We start from the raw sequence: 25281 nt of genomic DNA on the forward strand, positions 1-25281 counted from the left end.
GACGACCGCCAGGATCGTTGTCCACGCAGAAGAGACGACCCGCGCGATCCAGCTCGAGACCGAAGGGATTCCAGAAACCGGTGGCGACCTCCTGCAACTCGCGCCCGTCAGCACGGCAGCGAAAGACTTTTCCGCCACGTCCAGGACCGGCGTGAACCTCGCTGCCGTCCGTTCCGCGCAGCGTGTATTCGGCGCTGAAGTTTTCGCCAATGCCGAGATAAAGCCAGCCATTGCGGCTAAAGACAATGCCGTTCAATCCATTGTGCGGATAATCCGTAGTGGTCACCAGCTCCACGATTTTAGTGCTCCGCTCGGAGACACCATCGCCATCCGCATCGTGCAGCAGCACCACGCCGCTGCGGTGAACGAGGTAAAGCTCATCTGCTGGAGAAAGCACAAGATTCATGGCGGTCTTGAAGCCTTCCGCGAACACCTTCGGCGTGTCGGGAATGCCGTCGCCATTCGTGTCGAGAAACACCTTCACGCGATCCGTCTCCGGCCCCTTGTAATCGGCGGGGCGATGATGCGTGTGCGACTCGACAACGAAGAGTCGATTGCGCTTGTCGATCGCGATGCCGATGGGCGTGACGATCTGTGGCTCGGATGCAATGAGCGTGAACTCGAGCTGCGGATCGCTCGACTTCGGCATAGCAATCTTCGCGTCAGGTGTGGCGGCGAAGCTCGACAAGCAGAGACCGAGAAGAATTGCGAGGCAGGAACGGAAGGGTTTCATGAAGTAAATGAGGAGGATGGAGTTCAGTAAGTCGCGCGACCGCCGGAGAGATCGAACACAGCGGCGGTAGTGAAGGAGCAGTCTTCGGAGCAAAGCCAGGCGACGAGAGCGGCGGCTTCTTCTTTTTTACCGAAGCGGCCCATGGGGATCTTCGAGAGCATGTAATCAATGTGCGACTGCTGCATTTGCAGGAGGATGTCCGTGGCGATGACGGCGGGCGTGACGGCGTTGACGGTGATGTTGGAGGTGGCGAGTTCCTTGCCGAGTGACTTCGTGAGCGCGATGACAGCGGCCTTCGAGGCGCTGTAATGAGCGGCGTTGGGATTGCCCTCCTTGCCAGCGATGGAGGCGATGTTGACGATGCGTCCGTAACCGTTCTTGAGCAGATGCGGGACGACGCTGTGGCAGCAGTAAAATGGGCCATTGAGATTGATGTCCATCACGCGCCGCCAGTCAGCGGGATCGAGTTCCCAGGTCTTGGCATTGCCGCCGGTGATGCCGGCGTTGTTGACGAGGATGTCGAGTTTTCCAAAGGCCTTCATCGTGGCCTCAGTGGCGGCTTGGACGGAGGCAAGGTCGGCGAGATCCACGGTGGCTGTATGCACGGTGTCAGGCGTGCCCATTTCAGCGGAAGCCAGCGCGAGCGCTGCCGCATCCACATCCCAAAGCGAGACACGAGCGCCAGAAGCGAGGAGACGTTCGGCGATGGCGCGGCCAATGCCACGCGCACCCCCGGTGATGATGGCGTTGCGGTTATTGAGATCGATTTGGTTCATGTTTCGGATTTTGGATTTTAAAGACGGCCCATCTGGCAGACGGTAAGGCCGCCATCGATGACGATGATCTCGCCGGTGATGTAGCTGGCGGCGGGGGAGCAGAGGAATATCACCGCACCGGCGCAGTCCTCGGCTTTGCCGACGTGGCCGAGCAGGATTTTCTTCTCGTAGTGCTTGAGCAGATCATCGTTGCGCGACTCCATCCACACGGAGGTCAGAGGTGTCTTGATGAGGCCGGGCGCGATGCCGTTCACGCGGATGCCGTGCGGCGCGAGCGAGACGGCGAGCGATTTGGTGAGCATCACGAGGCCACCCTTGCTCACGTCGTAGGCCACACTGTCGGACTCGGCTTGGAAGCCATTCGTGGAAGACATGATGACGATGCTGCCACCGCGTTTTTCACGCACCAGATGCTGCGCGAATGCCTGTGCGGTGAAGAACATCGTGCGCAGATTCAGGTTTATCGTTTTGTCCCACAGCTCCCCGGTCATCTCCAGAAACGGCACATCGAAGAAGCTGCCAGCATTGCAGACGAGCGTGTCCAGCCCCGGCTCGGCGGCGATGGCGCGCTCAATGAGTTTTCCCGGCGCACCTGAGTCACATAGGTCGCAGGCGACATAGGAAACATCGGCCGGCAGGTCGCTGGGCCGCGCCTGCCGACCGTGCGCTACCACACGCGCGCCTGCTTCATGCAAGCCGAGTGCGATGGCGAGCCCGATGCCTTGCGAGGAGCCTGTGACGAGAGCGGCGTGGCCGTTAAGAGAGAATGCTTTCATCATGAAGTTTCAAGAGGTTGCGGGTGTTGGTGTTGGCGATGCGTTGCACCACATCAGGCGGACTGGCTTTCAGCGCGGCGACCTCGGCCTTGTAGGTGCTGATCAGCCGAACGACCTGGCCGTTGATCTCGCCCGCGTAGCTGTAAAAAGGCGAATCGCTGCCCCACATGAACTTGTGCGGATACGCAGCGGCGAGGTCGGCGATGACGCGGCCTGGGTTGGTGAAGTCGGAGTCAAACCGCCGCGCTTTCGGCGCGATGTAAGGCAAGTCCTTCACTGCACCTTCGCAGTGGATGCAGTGTGCGGAGCAGTCGAACCAAGTGTTCGGCAGTGCATTCACGCGGTCGAGGCATTCCTTGTCGTAACGACACGAGTGCGCGAGGCAGAAGCGCAGGTGCGGATTCGCTTCGGCGATGTCGAGGATGTCGCTGGCCTGCGCCCAAATATCACTTTCCGCGACGCTGGAATGAATCAGGAACGGCAGATCCCACTCCGCTGCGAGTTCGAGGAAAACTTTACCGCGATCATTGAGGTGCTTGATGTTGGCTTGCAGGATCGTGGTTTGCAGCTTGATGCCGTAGAAGCGGTAGTCGGCGCGCAGTTTTCTCAATTCCTTCGCCTGCGCGGCCACGTTGCGCATGGGATCAACCATAACGAAAGGGAGCATGCGTTTCCCTTCCTCGGGGAACATCACGTTGATCTCCTTCAGCAGCCTCCGGTTCTCAAAGGCATACGGCACGTCATGCAGACGGCCTTTTTCGTCCTTGATCTTGTTGTCCATGAAGACGGTGACATCCAGCGCCAGATGACTGACGAATGGAAACACGATCCAGCGATCCACGCCAAGAGCGCGACCTTCATCGTGCATGGCGACGAGGTGCTGGGCATAGGGGAAGTCGCCGTGAAGATAAAAGAGCAGGTCGGTGCCGACATGGTTGTGGCAGTCAATGATCATGGGTGGAGAGGTGGGTTGTTTTCAAAGCTCCGTCCACTGGCCGGGCACGGGTACCGGGTAGCGGCCTTTGTCATCGGACTTGATCGGCGGATCGCTCTCATGCGTGAGGTGGTCGATGCCAGGGAACCATTCGAACTTCGACGCGAGCGCTTCGTCCCACGTCACGGTGCGGCCCATGTGCATGGCGGCGCGGCCCATGATGGCGGCGAGATTCGAGTGCGCGGCGCGCTTCGCCTGGTTGAAGGGTTTGTTCGTGCGGATCGCTTCGAGGAAATCATTCCACTGATTCTGCCACACGGTGTTCTTCTCCTTCGGCGCGCGCCATTCAATGTTCTTCCGCGTGGTGTTCTGATCCTTGTAGATCTCCACATCGGCGGCATGCGTGTTGCCGGAGAACTGCGCGGCCTTTTTGCTGCCATGCACATAGGTGGCAAATTGGCTCTGAGTATTCGCGGTGTAGCGCACGGTGTGCATGGCGCGGGTGCCGTTGGGGAAGGTCCATTCAACATTGAAGGCATCGAGATTCTGGCTGCAATCCTGGCTGTTCGCAGCGCGTCCGCACACGCCCTGCGCGGAGACGGGCAGCGCATCGTGCAGCCAGCACAATTCATCAATCTGATGGATGTCCATCTCGGCCCAAAGGCCGCCGCAGACCCAGTAGAACTTCGTGAAGTTGCGCAACTGCCACTCCAACTCGCTCTTGTCCGCAGGCTTCGGCCTGAGCGCCCCTGTTGGACCCATGCGATAGGCGCGGGTGTAGCTGAGATCGCCCAGCTCACCGGCGCGGAGACGGCGGATGAGTTCCTCGCGATTCGGCGAGTGACGGCACATGAGTCCCGCGGCGATCTTCACGCCCTTTTTCTCCGCAGCCTCGGCGGCGGCGATCACGCGGCGCACGCCGACGGGATCTGTGGCAAAGGATTTCTCCATGAAGACATTCACGCCGCGCTCCACGGCATACTCGAGCTGCTGCGGGCGAAAGCCTGCATAGCCGGTGAGCAGCGCGATGTCGCCGGAGCCTGGCCGCAGCGAGTCGATGGCCTTCTTGTAAGCATCAAAGCCGATGAACTGGCGCTCCGAGGGCACATCAATGCGCTCTTGAAATTTATCGTAGAGCACGCGGTGAGCCCCCTGGAGGCGGTCTTCATATAGATCGGCCATGGCGACGAGCTTCGTGGTGCTGCCGGTGGCTTCCATCGCATTCGCAATGGCACCGCTGCCACGCCCGCCGCTGCCGATGATGGCGAGTTGAATGGTGTCGCTACCCGCCGCATGGACATGCGGGATGGCGATCCCGGCCAGCGCGGAGGCGGCGACGGCCTTGCTGCTTTGCTGGAAGAAATCACGACGGGTGAGATGGGTGGAATTGGGTGTGTTCATGGCTGAGTTTGGGTTGTTGTTCTGGATCAAAAAAGAATCAGATGCCCGCGATCACCTCGTTCAGCGTCACTTCACGACCGAGTTCGAGGGAGCGCTTGGCGGCTTCAAGCGCGGCGATGACTTCGACTTCTTCTTCGATGGGCACGCTCTCCTTGCCGGTGATCACTAAATCGAGGAAGGCCTCCAGCAGGTAAGCATAGAGGTCTTTGAGATCAGGTGTGAGGCTACGCCAGCCTTTCTCGCCGTAGAGATTGATCTGGTAGCCCGCGCGCATCTTTTCTTTGTCGGCAACGATGAGCATGACGTCACGCTGATCGCCGAAACGAAGACGCGCGATGTTTGCGCCTGGCTTGCCGACATTGATCGCGCTCACGGCTCCCTTGCCTAGCACGGCATAGATCATCGAGAGCGCATGGATGCCGTAATAGACGAGTTCATTGCCGCACACGGCGCTGGCAAGATGCACCTCGCCGAGCTGCGGCAGTTCGTTGCGCAGCTTGATGATGTCCGGCACAAAACGCAGGCTACTGGCGGACATGAAGCGCGTCTTGGTTTCGCGCACAAGCTTGGCCACGGCGGCAGCTTCGCGCGCGGTCATGGCGAGTGGTTTGTCGCAGAAAGTCGGCACGCCTTTGCGCAAGGAATGCTCAGCGTATTTCCACTGCGCGCCGCTGCCGTCATCGACGATGAGCACGGCATCCACACCGTCACAGCATTGCTCTGGAGTGTCTGTCACGGTCTCGATGCCGCAGACATCTGCCAGCGCGTGTGCGGCGGCTTTGTCAGTGTCCCAAATCTTCACCACGCGCGCGCCTTCGAGTCTGCGGCCTGACTTGACGAACGTGCCCTTGAGTTGTTTCGCCTTCTCTTCATCCCAGCCGTTGAACGTGGTGGAAAAAGCGGTGCCATGATGCGACCCCGGCATGCGCGGCGCGGCAGGATTGTTGTAAGTGGGAGCATACGTCGCCGCCGAGATGATGCCGAGCTTCAGCGGCGCTGATTGGGCACGCCCGATGATCGGGAGTCCGGCGGCGAGGGTGGCGACTGAGCGAGTGACAAATGCGCGGCGGTCTATCTGTAATGTGGGCTGGTTGTTCATGGTGAGTTGGGGTGAAGTTATTTGCTGATCGGTGGTGTGATGCGCTGGATGTCGCGAGGCGTTGCCAAACACACCCGGAAGCCGTCGCGGGAGTCGGAGTAGGTCCCCGGCTGCGCTCCTCCCTCGATGCCCGTGGCCCAGGCTTTCTCGGCGGGCGTGCTGCCCATCATGAATTCGCCTGCCGGGATGCCCACCAGCTCAAGCGTCGCGCCGCCGCCAAAGTCCACGAGCTTAGTTTTGTCCGCCGCCGTCAGCGATGGACCTGTGATGAGCGCCGCGCAGAACAGAAGTCCGGCGAGGCTGATTCGGACGAATGAGGATGTGTGGGTCATGGTGTGTGGGTTGAGTTCATGGGAGATCTTCCTGAGTGTTGAGCTTTCAAAGCTTTATCACCTGGCCAGTGCGAGCGGATTCCTCGGCGGCAAGGCAGGCACGCACAGCCTCGCGTGATTCCTCGGGGGTGATGACGGTGGGCTTCTCGCCTGTGGCGACGCAGTTCACGAAGTAGGCCACCTCATCGCGCAGGGCACCGCGCAACTGGCCGTGGATCATCGGCCAATAGGTGGTGTCGGGGCAGCGCACGCCGTCCTTGTCCACGATCATGAGGTTCGGGTGCGTATCCTGGATGGAGATCGCGCCTTCGGTGCCGACGATTTCAAGGCGTTCATCAATTTGAAACGGTGTGGTGTTCGGCAGGCACCACACGGACTCCAAAATGCACGACGCCCCGCTCTCCAGGCGATACATCACCTGGCCTAGATCGGGATTCGCATGCTCACGGACCTTCACCGTCTGCGCGTAGGCCGAGATGGCGCGCGAGCCGCTGAACCAGAACATCAGGTCGGTGTCATGCACGCAATCGCCGATGATCGGGCCGATCTTGTCGAGCACCGATGCACCGACCCACGCCTGCAAATTGCGGCGTGCATACATGGAAATGATTTTGCCGATTTTGCCCGATGCTATCTCCTGCTTCGCGGCAGCGTAGCGTGGATTGAAGCGACAGATGTGACCGACCATGAAGAAACCTTTTGCCGCATTGGCCGCATCCACGATGGCATCGCAGTCAGCGATGGTCGAAGCCATTGGTTTTTCGAGAAAGACATGCTTGCCAGCTTGCAGAGCGGCCACGGCGGGCGCGGTGTGCTGATCCCACATCGTGGTGATGCTCACGGATTCCAGTTCGGGATCGGCGAGCATCGTGTGGTAGTCGGTGAAGACTTTCGTCGCGCCGAACTTCTTTTGTATTTCACTGAGCCGCTCAGGATTGCGGGTGCAGACTGCGTGAAGTTCCACATTGGGAATCGCAGCGAGTGCTTCGCAATGTTTTTCACCAAACCAGCCGAGACCGAGGACACCGTGTTTTACTTTTTTCATAGGAGTGGATTGTGTTGAAGTGTTGTTCAGACGGGGCGCACCGGGCCGTCATGCTTCGCGAGTGAGCCGAGTTCGGCGGCACCGCTGAGTGCGCGGATTTTTAGCTGGTAGTTTCGCGTCTCGCCTGGCTCCAGGAACTGCTGCGCGAGCTTGTGCTTGTCGCGCGCAGTGCCGAGAAGCGAGCCGGAGAAGGGTTCCAATGCGCTGACGTAACAGCCGCGCGGGCCGTAGTGCTGCCAGTTCGCCATGCGCGGCAGCGCCTTCTTCGGATAGCTGATTTCGAGGCCGAACTTGAGCTTGTCGTTGATAAGACCGATGCGGCACCAGCCATCGCTTTCTTCTTCCGTGTCCACGATGAGCCCACGCTCACCGCTGCCCGCGTGTTGTGCCAGGCCATCAGGCACGCGCTTGAGTTTGTTCATCGCCGTGGCGGAGAGTGGCTGCACGATGTCCTGGCCCGCTGGCGGAGGAATGGTCCAATACTCCGCCTTGCCGCGATAAACGAAACGGGCGCCACAGTCGAGCAACGGCCAGCCGAGATTGCAATGGTAGAGCCAGTGATGCGCCACACGCATGTCGCCGCGATTCGTCACGGCGTCTTCGATGTGAATCTCCGGAGCACCGAGCGTGCAGCGGATGATGCGGCGGATTTCAAACACCGGGCCGAACATCCGCGAGTCGCGCACCACAAGGCCGAGTTCCATTTCATGCCGGCCATTGTGCGGGTCGGGATTGCGAAGCGTCTCGACCTGCGTGCACTGGCCGGAGTAGCGGCCATGCAGCGATGTCTGCATACCATTCTCAATGCGTGGCCCCCCCATGTATTCCGGGCCGCAAGTCGTCACCAGCCCGCCCGCCCAGCCGCGCAACCACTCCGCGCCCGTGTGAAACGTAGCACTCGGCGGCACGAGGCCGTTCGGTGTGAGGTAGGCGAAGGCATGCTGTTTGAAACTCGCGTCCACGATGTCGCCGCCACGATCCAGCGCGACCGTGAAGCGCAAACCCGCGCCTGTGTCGAACAACGCCACACGCACCGGTTGCCCACCACCTGCGCCCGGTGAGTCGAGCGTGCCAGTGCGGATGCCGCCGAGTTGGAGCGGGTTTTCAAATTTGGCGAGGTCGGGTTTCATTGTCTGGTTCTTTCAGATTCAATTCACCACGGCGGCAGCCCCATCGTTCCTCCATCGAGCACGATGGAGGTGCCATTGATGTAGCCCGCGTCGTCACTCAGCAGAAAAGCCGCCGTTTGTGCGATGTCGATGGGCTGGCCGAGCCGACGCACGGGAATACGGCGCGCGACATCGGCGTAAAGTTCAGCGACGGGTTTGTCCCAGCCCTCGCAGGTGGCCGCGAGCATCGGCGTGTCGATCGTGCCGGGGCAGATACCAACGACGCGCACCTTGCCCGCGTGATCCACCGCGAGACAGCGGATCAGCGACTCCAGCGCGCCCTTCGACGCGCAGTAGAGCGCATGCGCCGGGAAGCCGATGAACGCTGCTACCGAGGTCGTGATGAGGAACACGCCTTGTCCCTGCTGCTCCATCACAGGAATGACGTGCTTTGCGGTCCAGAACACGCTCTTCACGTTCACGCCCATAAGCTTGTCCCACGCTTCGTCATCAAACTCAGTGACCTTTCCCTTGCCCCAGACGCCCGCGTTGCAATGCACGCCGTCGATGCGGCCGTAAAGCTCCACCGCGCGTTCGACCATCGCCTTCACGCTGTCTTCGCGCGAGACATCGGCGAAAACGAAGCGCGCGTCATGACCGGCAGCGCGCAGTTCCTTTCCGAGCACGTCTCCGCGTTCCTGTTGATTCGATGCGATGACCACGTGCGCGCCGAGCGCCGCGAAATGCCGACCGCACGCCTCGCCAATGCCCGACGTGCCGCCGGTGACCAGAATGACTTTGTCTTTGATGCTCATATTTTTTATCTCCAAGGCAGATCGCTTTCGTTTTCAAACTTCATGAACTCAATCACAGCGCCGTCCTTGAGGATGAAGGCCACAGTGAAATTCGGCGACGGCTCGAACGGCTCAATGAGCACCTGCTCGCCACGCAGCTCGGCCTGGATGTCGTCCACGCGATACGCGACGTGTGGCATGTCGCGCACTGGGCCGCTCACGGGGCTGTCCGGCTCGAACCGCAGATACTCGACGAGGTAGGGATGCTTGCGCGGGTCGGTGACCCACACCTTGGTGTCTTCGACGAAATACTCGCCGGGATGACTCTCGTTAGTCGGCAGGCCGATATGATGGAACAGGCGCATGATGTTTATAGGTTAGATGAGTTGCGTGCGGAGATGGCGCGGTCGGCCATGCGGAAGAAATCATTCTCCGGGGCGTAACCGAGCACCGTGCGGGCGTGGGTGATGTTGATTTCAAACGGGTGATACTTCGGACTGGGAATCTCCACCGTCGGCACGCCGAGCTGCTTCGATAGATAGTCCGCCGCGCTGCGGTAATCGAAGGCCGACGGCCCCGCGATGTTGAAGGTTTGCCCGAGCGCGGAGAGATTGTCGATCATGCGATCAAAGGCCTGCATCACGTCATCGACATGCACGATGTGCCGCCGCAGTGGCGCACCGTTCGCGTCCGTGAGGATCGGGATGCGCTCCTGTTTGGCCCGCACCAGCGCGAGCACGTCGTCGCTGACTTCGCCAAAGCCGTGGCCAGGCTCAGCGGGGTTCACATTTAGCAGCAGAGAAAAATGGTTCAGCAGATCGTCCTGCTCAAACACCCATGACGAGCGCAGCACGGTGACTGGCACGCCGTATTGAATCGCGTATTGCGCGGCCATCGTCTCCTCCATCACCTTGGAGAATGCGTAGTAGCCTGGGTAGGCTGTGAGCGGATGGTTTTCGTCGATGGGGGTCGGCTGCGGATAAAACCAGATGCCCTGCGCCGCATCGCCACCGAAAAGGATGAACTGCTTCACGCTCTCGCGGCGGCAGGCTTCGAGGATGTTGAAAGTGCCGCGCACACTCACGTCAAAGAAAGTATCCGCGTCCTCCTTGGTCGTGGCGAGCTGCACCACGATGTCCGCGCCGCGCATCGTTTCATTCACGGCCTTCGCGTCGGTGATGCTGCCGGTCATAGACGTGATGTTGCTTCCGACAACCGGCGTGCGATGCACCAGCGCTCTCACCGCAAACCCGCGCCGCGTCAGAACCGCCAACGCATGGCGTCCGAGTTTTCCGCTGGCTCCAAAGATGGCGACTGTTTGTTTCATCGGTTCAGTATAACGCCACCAGTTGGCTCAAAGCATTGGCCGAGAACGCCAACCTTTGGTATTTTCCGGCCATGAACGAACAACGCCGGGCGCAACAATTTCAGCAGGCATTCCTCAAACGCATGAGTGGCGGCCTACAGCTATCTGCACTTTTCGCCACACTGCCGATGATCGCTTTCCTGGCCAAGGATAAGGACAGCCGCTTCGTGTGCGCGAACGCTCGCACGCTGAAAATCTTCAACTTGGAACATGAGTGGCAGATGCTCGGCAAGATGGACCGCGACTTCTTTCCTCTCGAACTTGCCGCCAGTTTTGTGGACGAAGATCGCCGCGTCATGCACACTGGCAAAACGCGCACCTACTACTCGCAAATGGTGCCCGACATCAACGGCCCCTTGAACTGGTATGTCGTTTCCGTGTCTCCGTTGCGTGACGGGCGTGGGTGCATCTGCGGCGTCGCCCTCGTGCTCTACGACATGCACGAAGTCGGCGGCGTGACACATCACTTTCAGCAGCTTGAGCCCGCACTACGTCATCTGCACACGCGCTTTCGTGATCCGATTGAAACCAAACATCTCGCCGCGCTCACGCATCTTTCGGAGCGGCAATTCACCCGTCTCTTTCACAAGCTGCTCTGCGAGCCTCCCATGCGTTACCTCATCCGCCAGCGCATCCGCGCCGCGTGCCAGGACCTCATCGCCACCGATCACACCGCGGGTGCCATCGCCCTCGAGTGCGGATTCTACGACCAAAGCGCCTTCACCCGCGCCTTCCGCGCTCACACGGGCCTGACTCCATCTTCCTATCGGCAGCGGCATCTCGATGAGCTGACGACTGGTGGTGCGTGAGGTGTTTTGTGCCGTAACTTGACTCCGTGAGGGAATCAAGCGCCAGCCCATGCTACGGCTCACGATTTCGGCGCCCGCTCCAATGCTGCCGCGATTTCGCGTTCGATCACTGGCAGCGGGTTGAGCAGCGCGAGCAGCAGAGCAAAGAGGTGTCGAAAGGAGGATTTCATGGTTTAATCAAATGGAATGGGGCTGAACGTGCGGCGACGATCTTAGCGCAGCACGACGCGCGGGGCGACCCATGTCGCCCAGTCGGCTGCGGGATCGGTGAGGGGATCGACGATGAAGGCGATGCTCACTTCCTGACCACGGAAACCGGCGAGATCGATTTCTGCCGGCACGCGCTCCGCGCCCTTGAGCTGGCGCGCGAAGACTTCGCGTCTATCAATCTCAATGGCGAAGGCGGCACCATTGCTCTTCGCGTTGTTCAGCAGCGCGTCAAAGGTGAGCAGGCAGCGCTTCGCATCCGCAGCGGGAATCGCGACGCGGTAGGTCAGCAGGGCGCGGCCTTTCGGCTTCGGATGTTGCTGCAGCGCATCCTCCGGCACTTCGTCCGGCGGGCCGATGCGCCGCAGCTCGACTGACTGCATATTCTCCTGTTGCGCCTTCGTTCGCTGTGCGACGAAGTCGAAGACCACGTGCCCCGTCTCGCGCTTCACCGCACGCGGCGGGTCGAACTTTGTCGCCACGACATCACTCCAGTCCTTAAGCCCGACGATTGGCAGCGCAAAGGCGAACGCGGCATCTTCCTCCGGCGTGCCGGCCTTTTGCACGACGCCCCAGATCTTCCGCGCGCGGCTGATGCCACGCTCACGAGCCAGGGTGAACGTTCCTTCAGGCCATCGCTTCCCGGAGTTCCTGCAAGCGCCTCGGCAGCCGAACCAGGACTCACTGCGGGCTGCTTCTGCGATCAAAGCGCCTTCACCCAGCACTTCCGCAAACGCATCGGAATGACGCCCAAGCAGTTCCGCACGCGGCATCAGGGGTAGGTGTTCCCGCAACGATCTAGTTGGATGCGAGGAAGTGAAGGGCTTCCAACTTGTCGGATGCGGGCATTTCGTCCCCATGTTCCCATCGGCGGAGTTGTTGATGAATCACGCCGACTAATTGGGCCAATTCCTTCTGATCCATACCTTGGCACCGCCGTGCCTTCATCACAAGATCGGCAGTGGTTTCTTGACCGAAAGGATAGTAACCGAGGAAGGAAAGGATGCCCGGCCACTCAGAGACGACAGGCTGTCGTTCATCGCGCTCCCATCGTTCGTAAACCTCACGCATAGTGCCAAGTTGTCTCGCTACATCCTCCTGCCGCAAATCCAGCACCAACCTCCGATTTCGAAGGTGTTCGCCAAGAGTCTGGGGTAAGGGGATGACACCTTTCTTTCTGAGAATGAATGCTTTAAATGCTTCTGGGCTCACTCGAAGCTTGAAAAAGCAAAATGGCAAAATAGGGTGATACGCACTTTTTGTGAAGGTGCAGTATGTTCAATTTCAAATATTTGCAGCCCATACCTCGGTCAGCCAACCTTTTGCCAATTTGGCAGTGCGTGGAAAGTGCTTGTATGCGAGCGAATTTCGCGCCCTTTCGATCTGCAGATGCTGTGCTGACGTGCAGTGTTTGGCTGGAGCGCATGCTAAAAGCTTGGGGGCATTTCTGCGGCAGATGCGCAGAGCATCGCGGCAGTTCGCTTGTGGTGAGAGATTGCAGCGTGGCTAGATTTGCCTTTGCGCGACTGCGTCGGGCACCAACGCGAGTGGCCAAGCAGCGACAGTGCTTCGGGAGAAGAGACGTTCATCGACTGCCCCGGTTTCGGTGAGTGCGCAGCAATCGCGGCCTCATTACCCTCGGCATGACCGCCATACTCACCGTCCTGATCATCGCAGGCGGCGGAAGCGGAGCGGGAGCTCGTGCAGGCGCACTGAATCGCGGAGGGGGCGATGCTGAAGCCAACCTGACAATGCGCAAGATGCGCCAGTAACCGTGATCGCTGCCGGTCTGTCGCCAGTCCGGCCTTGGGGCGCCAAAGCCCAGGCCGGTACTCAGTCCGCAGTAGGCGAGTGATCGGCCCAGTGGCAAAAATTTCGAACGAGTGACACCAGATTCGTAGGCTATCGGGATCGGACGAAATCTGCAATCATGAAATCGCTCGATTGGAAAAAAGCTTGATTGTTGAAAATCAGTAATCTGAGGTGTTCGCTTAATCAATTGCATCGCAAAAACTGCTAAAATGCGCCTGAACACTTCAGGGATCAATCAGCAAAATTTTCAGGTGTCGCCGCATTTTGTACTTCTCAATAAGACATTCGCTGATAGTTCTCGGATTAATTCCAAATAAATAATTCGTTCCCTGAATGCAAACTTTTCGCTCATGGTCTCGTCGCGCATGGCTGCTGCATTGCTACCTTATTGCCGCAATGGTACTGGCTCCAGTTCCAAGGGCATATTGCTATTGGTCAGATACTGATGCGGATGACTCTTCTGACTCATGGATGGACCCGACTTCTAGTACTTTGTATTCGTTGGCCCAATTGGATGCCATCGGTGTGGATTATGACGGCGATGGTGCCTATAATAGTGAAGAGCTAACCTATGGGAGCAGTCCGTTTGATTACGATTCGGATAATGATGGTCTGAATGATGGGGATGAGATTCACTTGGCCATTCAGCAAAGTGGCAAGGTCTATTCTCTAACCGCTTGGGACAGCAATGGAGATGGAGTTAGTGATTTTGATGATTATTATAATTTCTTTGCGGTTGCCTATCCTAGCGGACAATTGCCAAATTTTGCTGGCGCGACCTATTCGGATTACGATGGAGATGGGATTAAAAATCCGTTTGATCTCTATCCCGCAGACCCTGCCAACAACGATGCCGACAACGATGGCCTGAATGACAACGTTGACCCCGTGCTGGGGGACGCCAGCAACACCAGCCCTTACAATTCGATCGCTTGGGGTGCTGATGCCTTGGGTGATGCCGATACGGATTCCATTGTTAATTTTGTAGACTCATGGCCCAACGATGCCACCAACGGCAGCAATGACTCGGATGGCGACGGTATTGAAAATAGCAGTGATCCGTTCCCATCGGATAATGCCAATTACAGTTCGCTAAATGGCATCAACTGGCAGGGTGATGTCTTTGGGGACGCGGACACGGACGGGGTGCTGAATTACGCGGATCAGTGGCCGTATGACTCCACAAATGGAGTTTCCCCCCCGTCCACAGGCGGAGCTAATCCCAATGACATTGACAGCGACGGCATCACCAATGACCTGGACCCTGCTGCGAACGATCCAAACAACTACAGTTCCAACAATGGGTACAATTGGTACGGTTTGGCATTGGAGGACTCAGATAACGACGGCACCAACAACTTCAACGACTCTTATCCTTACGATCTGTACAATGGTGTGACAGACTACGATGGCGATGGCTGGGCCAATGCGGATGATCCATTCCCGACGGATTCCACCAATTTAAGCAGCTATAACCAGACAGCGTGGGGGACAGGGATGTTTGGCGATGCGGACAGTGACGGCACGCCAAATTGGCAGGACGTGTACCCCAATGATCAGTACAATGGCGTGACGGACTACGATAGTGACGGCATTCCCAATGATGTGGACCCGTTTCCGACAAATGGTGCCAACTACAGTTCATACAACATGATATCCTGGGGCAACAATGTGCTGGGGGATGATGATTATGACGGCACGGTGAACTGGCAGGATGAGAGCCCCTATCCCGGCGCCGCCACGAATGACTCCGACAATGACGGCTATGAGGACGGCCTCGATCCCGCACCCAATGACTCATCCAATCTTAGCCCTTTTAATAGCGAGCATTGGAACGGAGATATGTTCGGCGACGCTGATTCGGACGGGGTCCTGAATTTCTATGATCAATGGCCTTCCGATGCGAATAACGGGGTCCCCGTTGTTACTGACAGCGATGGTGATGGGATTCCGAATGACACCGATCCGGCCCCGATCGACAATACCAATTACAGCACTTCCAACTGGCAAGCTTGGTATCTGAACGCCTTGGCTGACGATGACAACGACGGCACCGTCAATTTCTACGACACTTCGCCCAACGGCGGCACCACCTACAACAACAACACGGACGGTGACACTTACGATGATAACATCGATCCAGCATCCAACGATCCCACCAACTACAGTTCAAGCAATAACATAAGCTGGTATGGTGATGCTCTTGGTGACGCAGATGGAGATGGAACCCAAAACTTCTGGGATCAATGGCCGAACGATGCGGATAACGGTTATGCCACAAATGATCATGACAATGATGGCATCATAGATTGGGATGACCCCGTCCCTGGAGATGCTACCAACTACAGCAGCTACAACAACACGCCTTGGTACAGCACGGCTCTGGCGGATGATGACAATGATGGCACTGTTAATTTCTACGACTATCAGCCATATACAGATGCCAATGCTGATTCAGATGGGGATGGCCTCCTTGACACCAATGACCCTGCGCCCAACGACCCTTACAACTTTAGTTATCAAAACAACCAGGCATGGAACGGTGATGCCCTGAATGACGCGGATTTGGATAGTATCCAGAACTTTTTCGACACCACACCGAATGGTGTTCCGCCCCCGGTGGACAATGATGGCGATGGATTGGACTCCAACGAAGAAGCGGCATGGGGCACGAGTGACTCGAATGCCGACACTGATGGCGACACCTTGGGGGATGGTCTTGAAGTTCACCATTGGGGAAGCAATCCAGCCAATGCACACTCCATCAGTCAGAGCCGGACCTGGGGTGATCTGTACACAGATGCACAGTTGGTTGATGTCACTGATACGGATGGCGATGGTATTCCTGACAGCATTGAACTGATCTATGGCCTGAATCCGAACTGGTCCAGGGATGCGCTTCTTGACCGGGACAATGATGGTGTCAACAACATCACTCAGTACAACGCCGGCATGGCTCTGAACGCCAATCTCAGCACCTACGATTACGATGGCGACGGCATGACCGATGTGTTTGAGGATGGCTACCAATTCTCCAAGAACGATCGCGAAGATGCATACTTGGACGCGGATGGTGATGGCGTGGTCAATTACGAGGAGCAGCTTCTGCTGACTTCACCGCGAGCCGTGGACACTCTTCAGCAGGGAGGATTGGGGGATCTTCAGGTGCTCATGCTCAGCGTGCGTTACCCTGACGGCAGCACCCCACCTGCGGATGACTTGAACAGCAATAGCATTCCCGACTGGGCGGATGCGGTGAAGACGACACCCACGGCACCCGACTACTATCATTTCACCCGTCAGCTGACTGCCGATCTGGACGGCGATGGCATGCCTGATAAGTGGGAGCATAAATACGGTGCCTGGAAATATCCTGCTGGTGGGCTTCGTCTGCGCGATGCGCGGGATTCTCTGCTGGATCCCGATCACGACGGCCTGAACAACCTTACGGAGTATCGCTTTGGCAGCGACCCGATGGTACGCGACTCGCTGCATGATGGTGTGGCGGATTCCACACGTCTCTACGGGCAGGGAGGCAGTGGCACCGGCAGTACCGGAAGCGGAGGGACGACGGGAGGCGGCGGTGGTCTGATGAGCCGCTACCGTGCGGAGCTTGCCAGCGCACTGCCGACAGGCAGTACCAGCGTGCCTGTTTTGGATGGTGCGACTAGCGAGATCGATCAAAGCCTCAAACCCAGGCTTCATCTGAAGATCACTACGGAAGAGACAAACCCGGCGGACGGAAGTACCATCACCACAATCGACACCACCGTTGGCGTAGGCTCTGTCGGGGGCAGCATTTCCAAATCGAGCGCTTCACCCAACCAATGCACCTGCAACTGGGTAGTCAGCAGTAAAATCGATCTCCCCTGCCCGACGTGCAATGGAACCCCCCGCAAGCCCTGCACCACCTGCAACGGAACCAAAGCCGCAGATTGTGACAAGTGCGGCGGGAGTGGCACCGCATCATGTGATTCATGCGGCGGCGCAGGATTTACCATTGATCCAGAAACTGGCGAGCCACTGCCCTGCGCCACCTGCGGCGGCGCAGGCACTGTCGGCTGCACCCGCTGCGCGAGCTCGGGAAAAATATTGTGCACCGCATGCGATGAGGAGGGAATGATCTCCTGTGCCACCTGCGGGGGAACCGGCAAAGTCAATGACGGCAACGGGGAACCTGGCCACTGGGTTACCAATCCCGACTGCCCCATTCATCACGGTTCAGACCCTGGAAATTATGATCCATCTACGAACGGTTCGCGTGCGATGAGTCAATCTGCCGACATCGAGTTAAAATTCCCCCCTGGAAGTGAAGCCCACCTTGGAGAATTCTACCGGGTCCTGGTGGATGGCGATCCGTACTCCGTGCTGTCTCAAACCAACCCCACGGTTCATATTTCCGCCCCTCCCGCAGATGAGGCTAAACAAATCGAGGTTTACATGATGGAGGATGCTGCAAGCTCGGTTAGCGTGAACGACAGTGCTGGCCCCAGGTACCGCAAGATTGGACTGAATGGCATTCCGCTGGGCGATGGCAAGCCGCAGGACCAGGATGAGTCTGGAGAAAACCCGGAAGAGACCTATGTTGACGCCTACACACGACAGCTGAGGCATTCGGTGAGTGATGTTTATGCCAACGCCGAGGGTTCGCAGCTGCCGCTGATGGTCCGGCGAGATGTGCAATCTGAGAGCTTTAACGGACGCTCCGGGCTGCGCCCGCATGAGCGTCTGGACCTGCCGTTTGGCGCAGGGTGGACTTCGAATGTCTGCGCCTACGTGCGTTTTGAGTCTCTGGGCGAGCAGAGCAACGCAGGTGTCAAGGCGGTGGTGGCCGATGAGATGGGGGCGAGACAAAGCTTCTATCAGATGAATTCATCCGGCAGCTGGACGCATTCCAAGGAGGAGGTGCTGGACGCCAAAACGGCCAAGAACACCTTCACTACTCAGAGCCTACCTCAGAGCTCCCCCCAGGAATTCTCGGGCATCACGCTGATCAAAAAATTTGGGACCACTTGTTTTTATGAAATGGTCACGACCTTGACTCAGAATGTGCCGCATGACCGATTGAATGGAACCAGTGGCGCCACAGTGTACACCTATGCGCGTCTTGCCGCTGTTCAGGACCGGCTGGGCAACCGCTTGGAGTATACCTACCCCACGGCAAGCACTCTGATTCCCTCCCGTATCTCGGATCCCGACCGCCCGGGGCGCTATTTGACGATCAACCAGGCAGATGGTGTGATCACCGCACTGCGTGGGCCGGATGGCAGGACAGCCACATACGGCTACACAGATTGGGGCTCGCAAGGGGCCAAGCTGTTGAACTCGGTTCATAAGGCCGATGGTACTGTACATTATGGGAACAATTTGGTGGTGGAAACTGACCCGACCCCTGATGTCGGCACCCAGCCAGCATTGACCACGCATGTGGACTTGGAAACGATCACGGATGAACTGGGTCGCAGTTACACTATTTCACGCGGTGGCTTTGAGCACAGCACCCAGTTTCAAGTCAGCCATGGCGGTGAAGAGGGCAGCACCTACGTGAACAAAGTTCAGACCGGACTTCCAAGGCCCGTGGCGATGATCGGACTGCCTGATGGCACGCAGGTGAGTGTGACAGGCGGGCGCAGCATCCAATCAACACTGCAATCCCCCTATGTGAATGTGTCGACCAATCCATGGACCCAGGTGACCGGCCCCGGCGGGACGTTCCGTTATGAATTCTCACAGCCACGGGTGGAGCGTGCGGCCACTTATGGCAACCCACAGGCGCTTGCTGACGAGGACCCCAGTTCCACGAATTTGGTGCTCAACTTCACGAAACTGAAGATCATCTCCGCTGCGGGCACCGAGACTTATGTCTTCAATCCTAATGCAGCGATGGCCCTCGCCTCAGCGACCGATGTGTCTGGCAACACGACCACCTTCGCCTACGGAATGGATGGTTATGACGATCCATTGAGTGAGACGGATGCTCTGGGCCACAGGAAGATCTACACCTATGACCCCTGGACGCGCATCATGACCAGCATGACCGACGCGCTGGACACGGTCACCACCTATGGCATTCAAAACGGCAAAGTCCTCAACGGCCGCTTCATCTATGGCCTGAAGGTGTCTGAGGTGGTGCAAGGGGCTGATGGCTCCTCCCGGGCCACCTTTTTCAGTTACGATCATCCTGTATTTGGTGGTTTGCAGACGCGGTCGTACACGGTTTCCTCCAATCCGGAGGCCATGCCTCCCAGCGTCACCACGACCACGCTGGGAGCACTGACAGACGCCCAGGGCAGCAATCCCGGCTGGTGGACGGAGGTGACTCAGACCACGGGTACGGCGACTTCGCAGGGTACTTTGGGCACGGTGCTGGCGAGTTCGACGACGATCCATGATTTTGCGGGCGGTAAGCGCACGGTGATCGACGGGCGCGGGCTGATGACCAACTTTGAGTATGACGCGGCTGGCCGGCTCACACGGGTCACCCATGCGGACGGATCGCACAAAGATCTGGCTTATGATGCGCATGGAAACCTGCTCAGCGAAACGAACGAGAACGGTGTGACCACACTGCATGAGTATGACTCCCTGAATCGCCGCTTCCGGACGAAGCTGCATCTTGCCGACGGCAGTGACATCGTCACGACCAGTGATTACAACGCACGCAATCAGGTCGTGTCGCAGACTGATCCGCGCGGAAAAGTGACGAAACACTTTTATGACGATGCCGGGCGCCTTACCAGAACAGAGGATGGCGGAACGGTGACAGAAGGCGGGCTGGTGACGCATTTCCAGGATTACGTGGGTGGCGGCGTGTTTGCCAGCAGCGGCTACAAGCCCCAGACGGTGATCTCCCCCAACGGGGTGACGACTCATTCGACGTATGACGCCTTGTACCGTGAAACCTCCCGGAAGGTGGTGTATGGCCAGGGGCTGGTGGTCAATCCGCGCTATCTTGGCTATCAGGCGGCGGCGGCCGGCAATGCCGCGCTACAAGCGGCCGCGGATGCTTCTGCTGCTTCTGCTGCGGCACAGCAGCTTGCTGGCGAGGTGCAAAGCACTGCGGCGGCGATCACCACGGCAACGCAAAACGTGAGCAGCGCCCTACAAACGGCGACGGCCAACAAACTGGCCGCCCAGGCCAGCACGCAGAGCGTCCAAGACGTGCTGGATGCCCAGAATACGGCCCTGAGCCAGGCCCAAGCCACTCTGGGGTCGGCGGTTTCATTGGTCTCCGCCGAGCATGACACGAGAGCGGGGTACGACAGTGCGAGCGCCACAGCTGCGGCGGCAAATTCAGTGCTCTCGGTGGCCCAGGCTGCTTTGGAAGCGGTTCGACAGCAGGCCCTTGATGATCCGTTTGTGGACACGAATTCGGCGCAGTCGGCTGTGGATTCTGCGCAGGCTGCCGCTGACACCGCAGCGCAGAACCAAATGAGTGCGCAATCGACCTGGGAGGGTGCCCGGGACAGTCTGCAATCTTACGTGGATGTGCTTATTTCCAATGCGCAAAGCGCACGTTCTCAAGCAAACGACAGCATGACAGCGGTCACCACGGCATCCAATGATCTGTCCAGCGCACAGTCCGACCAGCAGATGGCGATAAATGCTTTGCAGTTCCTGGAGAAGGGGACGCAAGCGTATCAGGATGCGCAAAATGCGATTGATACCGCAACCTCCACGGTGGCAAGCAAGCAGAGTGCCTTGGATGCGGCGCAAACCGCCTATCAGGCGCTGGACCAGCAGGCGGCGGCGGCCGAGGCGGCGGTGAGCGCGGTGGGTTCCTACCAGGGAAGTTTGAACAGCCTGCAGCAGACCCAGGAGGCGTATGCACTGGCCCAGGCGCATGAAACCAGTGTGGCGCAGGAGGAAGATGCCAAAATCGCCGCAGCGCAAGCTGCCAAGACGCTGGCGGAGCAGCGGCACCAGACTGCGGTGACCGGGACGGCCACCGCGCAGACGGCAGCGACGGCCGCTGCGCAGGCTGCCGCCAGTGCCGCAACGCAGGCGACTGCGGCTGCTGCTGCGGAAACCATTGAAGATGCGGACGAGCATGCGGCGGAGACGGCGGCGCAGGCGCTGCTGGCGCACCAGAGCGCCAGCACGGCGAAAACGGCCCTGGCACAGGTGACTGGCACGGAGCCGCCAGACAATGGCACCCCGCCTGCGAGCGGTGGCACGCCACCACCGGCGATGGCGCCGCCTGAGGTCATCACCGACACCACGTACGATGCCGTTGGGAAGCCGCTGACCAGCACCGACAGCCTGGGCAGGGTGACGAGCAACCATTACAACAGCCTGGGCGAACTCGTGCAGGTGACGCACCCGGATGGCGCATCGGTGCAGACGGTTTACACGCATACGGGCAAGCCGTGGCAGGTGACCGATGAACTCGGCAACACCACCACGACGATCTATGACGCGGCGGGGCGTGCGGTGATGGTCAAGGCCCCGGCGGTCAACGGTCAGCAGGCCGTGCACACCACGGAGTATGACGCGGCGGGCAATGTCATCCGGGTGACGGATGCGTTGGGCCGTGAGACGGAGACGGAGTATGACGAGCGCAACCGCGCCGTGGCCGTCTATGCGCCGCCGGTGTGGGATGCGGAGGCCGGGGAGTTCTTGCGGCCGGTGGTGCAGACGACGTACGATGCGCTGGGCCAGGTGCTCACGGTGACCGATCCCCTGGGGAATGTGACGACGAAATATTACGATGAGGCGGGGCGAAACTGGAAAGTGGTGGCACCGGCGCCAGAGCCGAACATGGATGCTCCCACAACGACCACGACCTTCGACGCGGGTGGTCTGGCGCTGACGGTGACCAATGCGCTGGGGCAGACGGTGACCAACACCTATGACATCCATGGGCGTCTCATCACCACGGTGGATGCGGCAGGCATCACCAACACCTTCGCGTATGACGCGGCGGGGAATCGCACGAGCGTGAAGGACGGCAAGAACCAGGAAACGACCTTTGTGTACGATGGGCTCAACCGCCTGGTGTCGCAGACGTTTGCCAATGGGGACACGACGACCTTTGCCTTTGACGCGGTGCGCAAGCTCAGCCAGACCTCGCCGCGTGGGATCACCACCCGCTACACGTATGATGCGCGTGACCGCGTGCTGACGAGCAGCGCACCGGGGCTGAACCGGCAGTTCAGCTATGATCCCGCCGGGCACCTCCTGAGTGTCACCGAGCCGGGAAACACGGCAGCCAATGTGAGCTATAGCTATGATGCGCTGGGCCGCACCACCACTGAAACCTCGCGGGGTGTCACCCATAGCTACAGCTATGATCTGGCGGGCAACCGCACCCTGGCCAGCTACGGCACAGGGCGCAGCGTGCAGACGGCGTATGACGCGCTCAACCGGCCCGAGCTCATCAGTGAGGGTGGACGCGTCACCCAGTATGGCTACGACCTGGCCGGACGCGCGGTGATCCTGGTGGCGGGCAACGGGCAGACCTCACAAAACAGCTATGATGCGCTGGGCCGCTTGGTGGACCGGACGCTGTTCAAGAGCTCGGCGATGAGCGAGAGCGAGGTGCTGGCGCAGTTTAGCTGGTCGCATGATGCGCTGGGGAATGTGACACAGCAGCTGGAGACGTGGCCGGGAGAAGCGGGCCGGAGCGCGGGGGTGCGCAGCACGACGATGACGTATGACGCGGACAACCGGCTGGCCAGCGAAGTGGTGAGCGATCCGGCCACCGGGCAGACAACGACCAGCTATGCCTATGACGCTGCCAACAACCGCAGCAGCAAGACGGTGACTGGCGGCAGCGATCCCGGCGTGTGGCACTACACCTACAACGCGGCCAACCAGCTCACGAGCTGGGTGCAGCAGGACCCGAGCGAAGGCACAGAACTCAGGAGTGCCGTGTTAAATTACGACGCCTCCGGCAACCGCATCTCCCAGAGCGTGAGCGTGACCGGAGGAGCCACGGGCAATGGGATCAACCCTCCGCCAGCCGCAGGCGGTATGACCAGCTATGCATGGGATGCGCAGGACCGGCTGAGCAGCGTTACGCTGCCGGATGGGCAAACCCACGCCTACGACTATGATTACCGCACGCGGCGGATTGGGACGCACAAGCTCGCCTCCGGTGTGCAGCAGTCGCAGACGGCCATCGTGTTCGCCGGGGGGCTCTCACTGGCCGAATGGGACAGCAGCACCGACATTCTGCCTGAGGCACCTACCGTGGAGTACACGCGCGGACCGGACATGGGCGGAGGCGTGGGTGGCATGCTGTACTCCATGCGTGCCAGTGGCACCAAGTACTCGCTGAGCAATGGACGCGGTGACATCGTGGCGCAGGCCGACAGCAGCGCCACTCTTACTTGGACGGCGAGCTACGAAGCCTATGGCCGTCGCACGACGGAGACAGGCACCAACCAGGACAAGCAACGTGGCAACAGCAAGGACGAAGACCCAACGGGGCTGTTGAATGAAGGGTTCCGGTATCGGGATCTGGAGACGGGCGTGTGGCTTTCAAGAGACCCTGCGGGGTTTGTGGATGGCCCCAATGTCTATGCTTACGTGATGCAGAACCCGTGGTCCAAGTGGGATCCGCATGGGTTGTCGTGGCGTGATTGGGTTTCGACGACACTGGATTTTGTTCCGGGCGTATCGACGGTGAAAAGCGTGGTTGAACTGGTCGCTGGCAAAGACCTCATCACCGGCGAAGCTGTCAGCAGAGCCGAATCTGCTGCCAGCCTGGGTGCATCCTTTATTCCTGGCGGCAAAGGCGCGTTAAAAGTCGCCAAGACCGCCTGTAAAATTGCCGACAAGGTGCTCGAGGTTCAGGGAAAAGCAGATGCTGTCATTGCAGTAGCTGGAGACATTGCCGATGGCAATGTTGGCGTGGGCACGCTCATGAATGCCGCGTCACTCAGAAAGAGCAAAGGCGGTGGAGATGCCCCCAAAGGGCCTTATCGTGGCGGTCCCCACAGTCAAACCAAATGCCCAACAGGTGATGGTCTTGATTCGCATCACATGCCAGATAGAAATGCTGATCCACGCGTGTCTGCTGATGATGGGCCAGCTATCCAAATGGATCCGCATGATCACGCCAAGACTTCTAGTAATGGCCGCAACGGTAGGGCTGGAGCAAATTACAGAGCTGAGACTGCAGACATGATTGACCAAGGTCGTTACAGAGATGCAATGGCGCGTGAGATCAAAGATGTAAGAAAAGCTGCGCAGGAAGGTTCAGGTGACCGAACGAAGTACAATGAGGCCACTCGCGAAATGTTGGACTATGCCAAATCCAGCGGTCAGCTTCCAAAAAAGAAACCCAAAGAATGAAGATCGATATAATCACATACGAACGAGTTGATGGACTAAAGTTTGGAACCGCAATTGCGGAAGCCATAAAAGTATTCGGATTGCCAGATGAAGAGCGTACGAACAGAGATGGAGAGCGTGAGCTTTTTTATGACAAGTTTATTCTCCGTTTTGATGCTTCCACCGAGCTGTTTAGAGAATGCACGTTGCTGCCTGATGCAGAGGCTTCGATTAATAGTTCGCCAATCACTTGGGATGATTCCTTCCTCGCTTGGATTGAATCCGAAGATGTTGAGTTGAAGGAAGCTCTTGGTTTTGTGCTTTCATTGAAACTTGGATTAGCTTTATCTGGGTTCCACGATGGTGATGAATCACAAAAAGCAATTCACGCTTTCAATCGAGGCGATTGGGACATCTTTCAGAAGCGTATGGTGCCATTCCAACGCAACCAGTGACTCGCAAAGCTCCTCGGCTCCGCGCCGTTGCCAGCCATGAAGGAGCTCCGCCCCTGCCGCAAGGGAGTGTGCTCCTAATCGTCGCAGCGTCCGCACCAATTTGATGAATCTGCATTCAAATGAACCCACGAGCCAACCAATAGTGCGTGACGTGGCAGCCAGATCAACCGGCCTGTGAGAACGTCAGAAAACACCCCTGTGGCTGATGCAGGCGAGCGAGAGCGGCGATGAACGCGGAGGCGTCGCAGAGCAGGCGGACGCGGTCATTGTGGCGGAGCCGCCAGCGGCGCGGCAGCGGGTGGCTCGTCATGATTTGCTGGAAGTGCTCGCGGTCAGTAAGCGTCACACGGGAG

Annotated in this window: 19 protein-coding genes; 4 read left to right on the top strand and 15 right to left on the bottom strand. The window is 58.8% G+C overall.

All coding sequences use genetic code 11. The features are described 5' to 3' along the window. From AC24GY_RS28825 to AC24GY_RS28880, 12 genes are all read right to left on the bottom strand, one after another. Positions 1 to 733: PVC-type heme-binding CxxCH protein (locus AC24GY_RS28825; RefSeq protein WP_487690187.1), on the bottom strand; the 733-nt coding region annotated here is incomplete at its 3' end. A gap of 23 nt (positions 734 to 756) precedes the next feature. Next, positions 757 to 1509, bottom strand: coding sequence for an SDR family NAD(P)-dependent oxidoreductase (locus AC24GY_RS28830; protein WP_487690189.1), 753 nt, complete (start codon positions 1507 to 1509; stop codon positions 757 to 759). A gap of 17 nt (positions 1510 to 1526) precedes the next feature. Further along, entirely contained in the window at positions 1527 to 2288 is a 762-nt protein-coding gene (locus AC24GY_RS28835; protein WP_422317088.1) for an SDR family NAD(P)-dependent oxidoreductase, read from the bottom strand. Then, positions 2266 to 3240: an amidohydrolase family protein gene (locus AC24GY_RS28840; RefSeq protein ID WP_487690192.1), complete on the bottom strand. Its 975-nt coding sequence runs from the start codon at positions 3238 to 3240 to the stop codon at positions 2266 to 2268. Before AC24GY_RS28840 ends, AC24GY_RS28835 begins: the two co-directional genes overlap by 23 nt. Positions 3241 to 3261: 21 nt before the next feature. Continuing rightward, entirely contained in the window at positions 3262 to 4620 is a 1359-nt protein-coding gene (locus tag AC24GY_RS28845) for a Gfo/Idh/MocA family protein (RefSeq protein ID WP_487690194.1), read from the bottom strand. Positions 4621 to 4657: 37 nt separating this feature from the next. Continuing rightward, entirely contained in the window at positions 4658 to 5719 is a 1062-nt protein-coding gene (locus AC24GY_RS28850; RefSeq protein ID WP_487690196.1) for a Gfo/Idh/MocA family protein, read from the bottom strand. Between the two features lie 17 nt (positions 5720 to 5736). After that, positions 5737 to 6051, bottom strand: coding sequence for a hypothetical protein (locus AC24GY_RS28855; RefSeq protein ID WP_422320618.1), 315 nt, complete (start codon positions 6049 to 6051; stop codon positions 5737 to 5739). A 46-nt stretch (positions 6052 to 6097) separates the two neighbouring features. Continuing rightward, a complete protein-coding gene (locus tag AC24GY_RS28860) occupies positions 6098 to 7096 on the bottom strand; it encodes a Gfo/Idh/MocA family protein (RefSeq protein WP_422320619.1) in 999 nt (332 codons plus the stop codon). Positions 7097 to 7122: 26 nt separating this feature from the next. After that, the gene (locus AC24GY_RS28865; RefSeq protein WP_422320620.1) at positions 7123 to 8226 is read right to left on the bottom strand and encodes a DUF4432 family protein; all 1104 of its coding nucleotides are present in this window, start codon (positions 8224 to 8226) and stop codon (positions 7123 to 7125) included. Between the two features lie 23 nt (positions 8227 to 8249). Continuing rightward, on the bottom strand, positions 8250 to 9020 hold the full coding sequence (locus AC24GY_RS28870; protein WP_487690200.1) for an SDR family NAD(P)-dependent oxidoreductase: 771 nt from the start codon (positions 9018 to 9020) through the stop codon (positions 8250 to 8252). A gap of 5 nt (positions 9021 to 9025) precedes the next feature. After that, positions 9026 to 9364 (bottom strand): hypothetical protein, encoded by a 339-nt coding sequence (locus AC24GY_RS28875; protein WP_422320622.1) that lies wholly within the window; start codon positions 9362 to 9364, stop codon positions 9026 to 9028. A 5-nt stretch (positions 9365 to 9369) separates the two neighbouring features. Continuing rightward, positions 9370 to 10326, bottom strand: a complete 957-nt coding sequence (locus tag AC24GY_RS28880) for an NAD-dependent epimerase/dehydratase family protein (protein ID WP_422320623.1) — start codon at positions 10324 to 10326, stop codon at positions 9370 to 9372. A 71-nt stretch (positions 10327 to 10397) separates the two neighbouring features. Between AC24GY_RS28880 and AC24GY_RS28885 the strand changes: the two genes are divergently transcribed. Further along, complete coding sequence (locus AC24GY_RS28885; RefSeq protein WP_422320624.1) at positions 10398 to 11174, top strand: AraC family transcriptional regulator; 777 nt, start codon at positions 10398 to 10400, stop codon at positions 11172 to 11174. Positions 11175 to 11386: 212 nt separating this feature from the next. Here the strand turns inward: AC24GY_RS28885 and AC24GY_RS28890 are convergent, their stop codons facing one another. Then, the gene (locus AC24GY_RS28890; protein ID WP_422320625.1) at positions 11387 to 12154 is read right to left on the bottom strand and encodes a hypothetical protein; all 768 of its coding nucleotides are present in this window, start codon (positions 12152 to 12154) and stop codon (positions 11387 to 11389) included. Positions 12155 to 12179: 25 nt separating this feature from the next. Further along, entirely contained in the window at positions 12180 to 12593 is a 414-nt protein-coding gene (locus AC24GY_RS28895; RefSeq protein ID WP_422320626.1) for a helix-turn-helix domain-containing protein, read from the bottom strand. 431 nt (positions 12594 to 13024) lie between these two features. Between AC24GY_RS28895 and AC24GY_RS28900 the strand changes: the two genes are divergently transcribed. The 3 genes from AC24GY_RS28900 (at position 13025) to AC24GY_RS28910 (ending at position 24928) form a co-directional block, all read left to right on the top strand. Then, complete coding sequence (locus AC24GY_RS28900; RefSeq protein WP_487690204.1) at positions 13025 to 13153, top strand: hypothetical protein; 129 nt, start codon at positions 13025 to 13027, stop codon at positions 13151 to 13153. 511 nt (positions 13154 to 13664) lie between these two features. Next, complete coding sequence (locus tag AC24GY_RS28905) at positions 13665 to 24494, top strand: RHS repeat-associated core domain-containing protein (RefSeq protein WP_487690207.1); 10830 nt, start codon at positions 13665 to 13667, stop codon at positions 24492 to 24494. Continuing rightward, complete coding sequence (locus AC24GY_RS28910; RefSeq protein ID WP_487690209.1) at positions 24491 to 24928, top strand: hypothetical protein; 438 nt, start codon at positions 24491 to 24493, stop codon at positions 24926 to 24928. Before AC24GY_RS28905 ends, AC24GY_RS28910 begins: the two co-directional genes overlap by 4 nt. A 163-nt stretch (positions 24929 to 25091) precedes the next feature. Here the strand turns inward: AC24GY_RS28910 and AC24GY_RS28915 are convergent. Next, the coding region (locus AC24GY_RS28915; protein ID WP_487690212.1) for a hypothetical protein at positions 25092 to 25281 on the bottom strand (190 nt) is incomplete at its 5' end.

The sequence above is a fragment of the Prosthecobacter sp. Pr1 genome (assembly GCF_057652315.1).

Bases quoted from the DNA above. Each gene is read 5' to 3' on its own strand.
- AC24GY_RS28830 (WP_487690189.1), bottom strand. From the start codon at position 1,509: ATGAACCAAATCGATCTCAATAACCGCAACGCCATCATCACCGGGGGT.
- AC24GY_RS28835 (WP_422317088.1), bottom strand. From the start codon at position 2,288: ATGATGAAAGCATTCTCTCTTAACGGCCACGCCGCTCTCGTCACAGGC.
- AC24GY_RS28840 (WP_487690192.1), bottom strand. From the start codon at position 3,240: ATGATCATTGACTGCCACAACCATGTCGGCACCGACCTGCTCTTTTAT.
- AC24GY_RS28845 (WP_487690194.1), bottom strand. From the start codon at position 4,620: ATGAACACACCCAATTCCACCCATCTCACCCGTCGTGATTTCTTCCAG.
- AC24GY_RS28850 (WP_487690196.1), bottom strand. From the start codon at position 5,719: ATGAACAACCAGCCCACATTACAGATAGACCGCCGCGCATTTGTCACT.
- AC24GY_RS28855 (WP_422320618.1), bottom strand. From the start codon at position 6,051: ATGACCCACACATCCTCATTCGTCCGAATCAGCCTCGCCGGACTTCTG.
- AC24GY_RS28860 (WP_422320619.1), bottom strand. From the start codon at position 7,096: ATGAAAAAAGTAAAACACGGTGTCCTCGGTCTCGGCTGGTTTGGTGAA.
- AC24GY_RS28865 (WP_422320620.1), bottom strand. From the start codon at position 8,226: ATGAAACCCGACCTCGCCAAATTTGAAAACCCGCTCCAACTCGGCGGC.
- AC24GY_RS28870 (WP_487690200.1), bottom strand. From the start codon at position 9,020: ATGAGCATCAAAGACAAAGTCATTCTGGTCACCGGCGGCACGTCGGGC.
- AC24GY_RS28875 (WP_422320622.1), bottom strand. From the start codon at position 9,364: ATGCGCCTGTTCCATCATATCGGCCTGCCGACTAACGAGAGTCATCCC.
- AC24GY_RS28880 (WP_422320623.1), bottom strand. From the start codon at position 10,326: ATGAAACAAACAGTCGCCATCTTTGGAGCCAGCGGAAAACTCGGACGC.
- AC24GY_RS28885 (WP_422320624.1), top strand. From the start codon at position 10,398: ATGAACGAACAACGCCGGGCGCAACAATTTCAGCAGGCATTCCTCAAA.
- AC24GY_RS28890 (WP_422320625.1), bottom strand. From the start codon at position 12,154: ATGCCGCGTGCGGAACTGCTTGGGCGTCATTCCGATGCGTTTGCGGAA.
- AC24GY_RS28900 (WP_487690204.1), top strand. From the start codon at position 13,025: ATGACCGCCATACTCACCGTCCTGATCATCGCAGGCGGCGGAAGCGGA.
- AC24GY_RS28905 (WP_487690207.1), top strand. From the start codon at position 13,665: ATGGACCCGACTTCTAGTACTTTGTATTCGTTGGCCCAATTGGATGCC.
- AC24GY_RS28910 (WP_487690209.1), top strand. From the start codon at position 24,491: ATGAAGATCGATATAATCACATACGAACGAGTTGATGGACTAAAGTTT.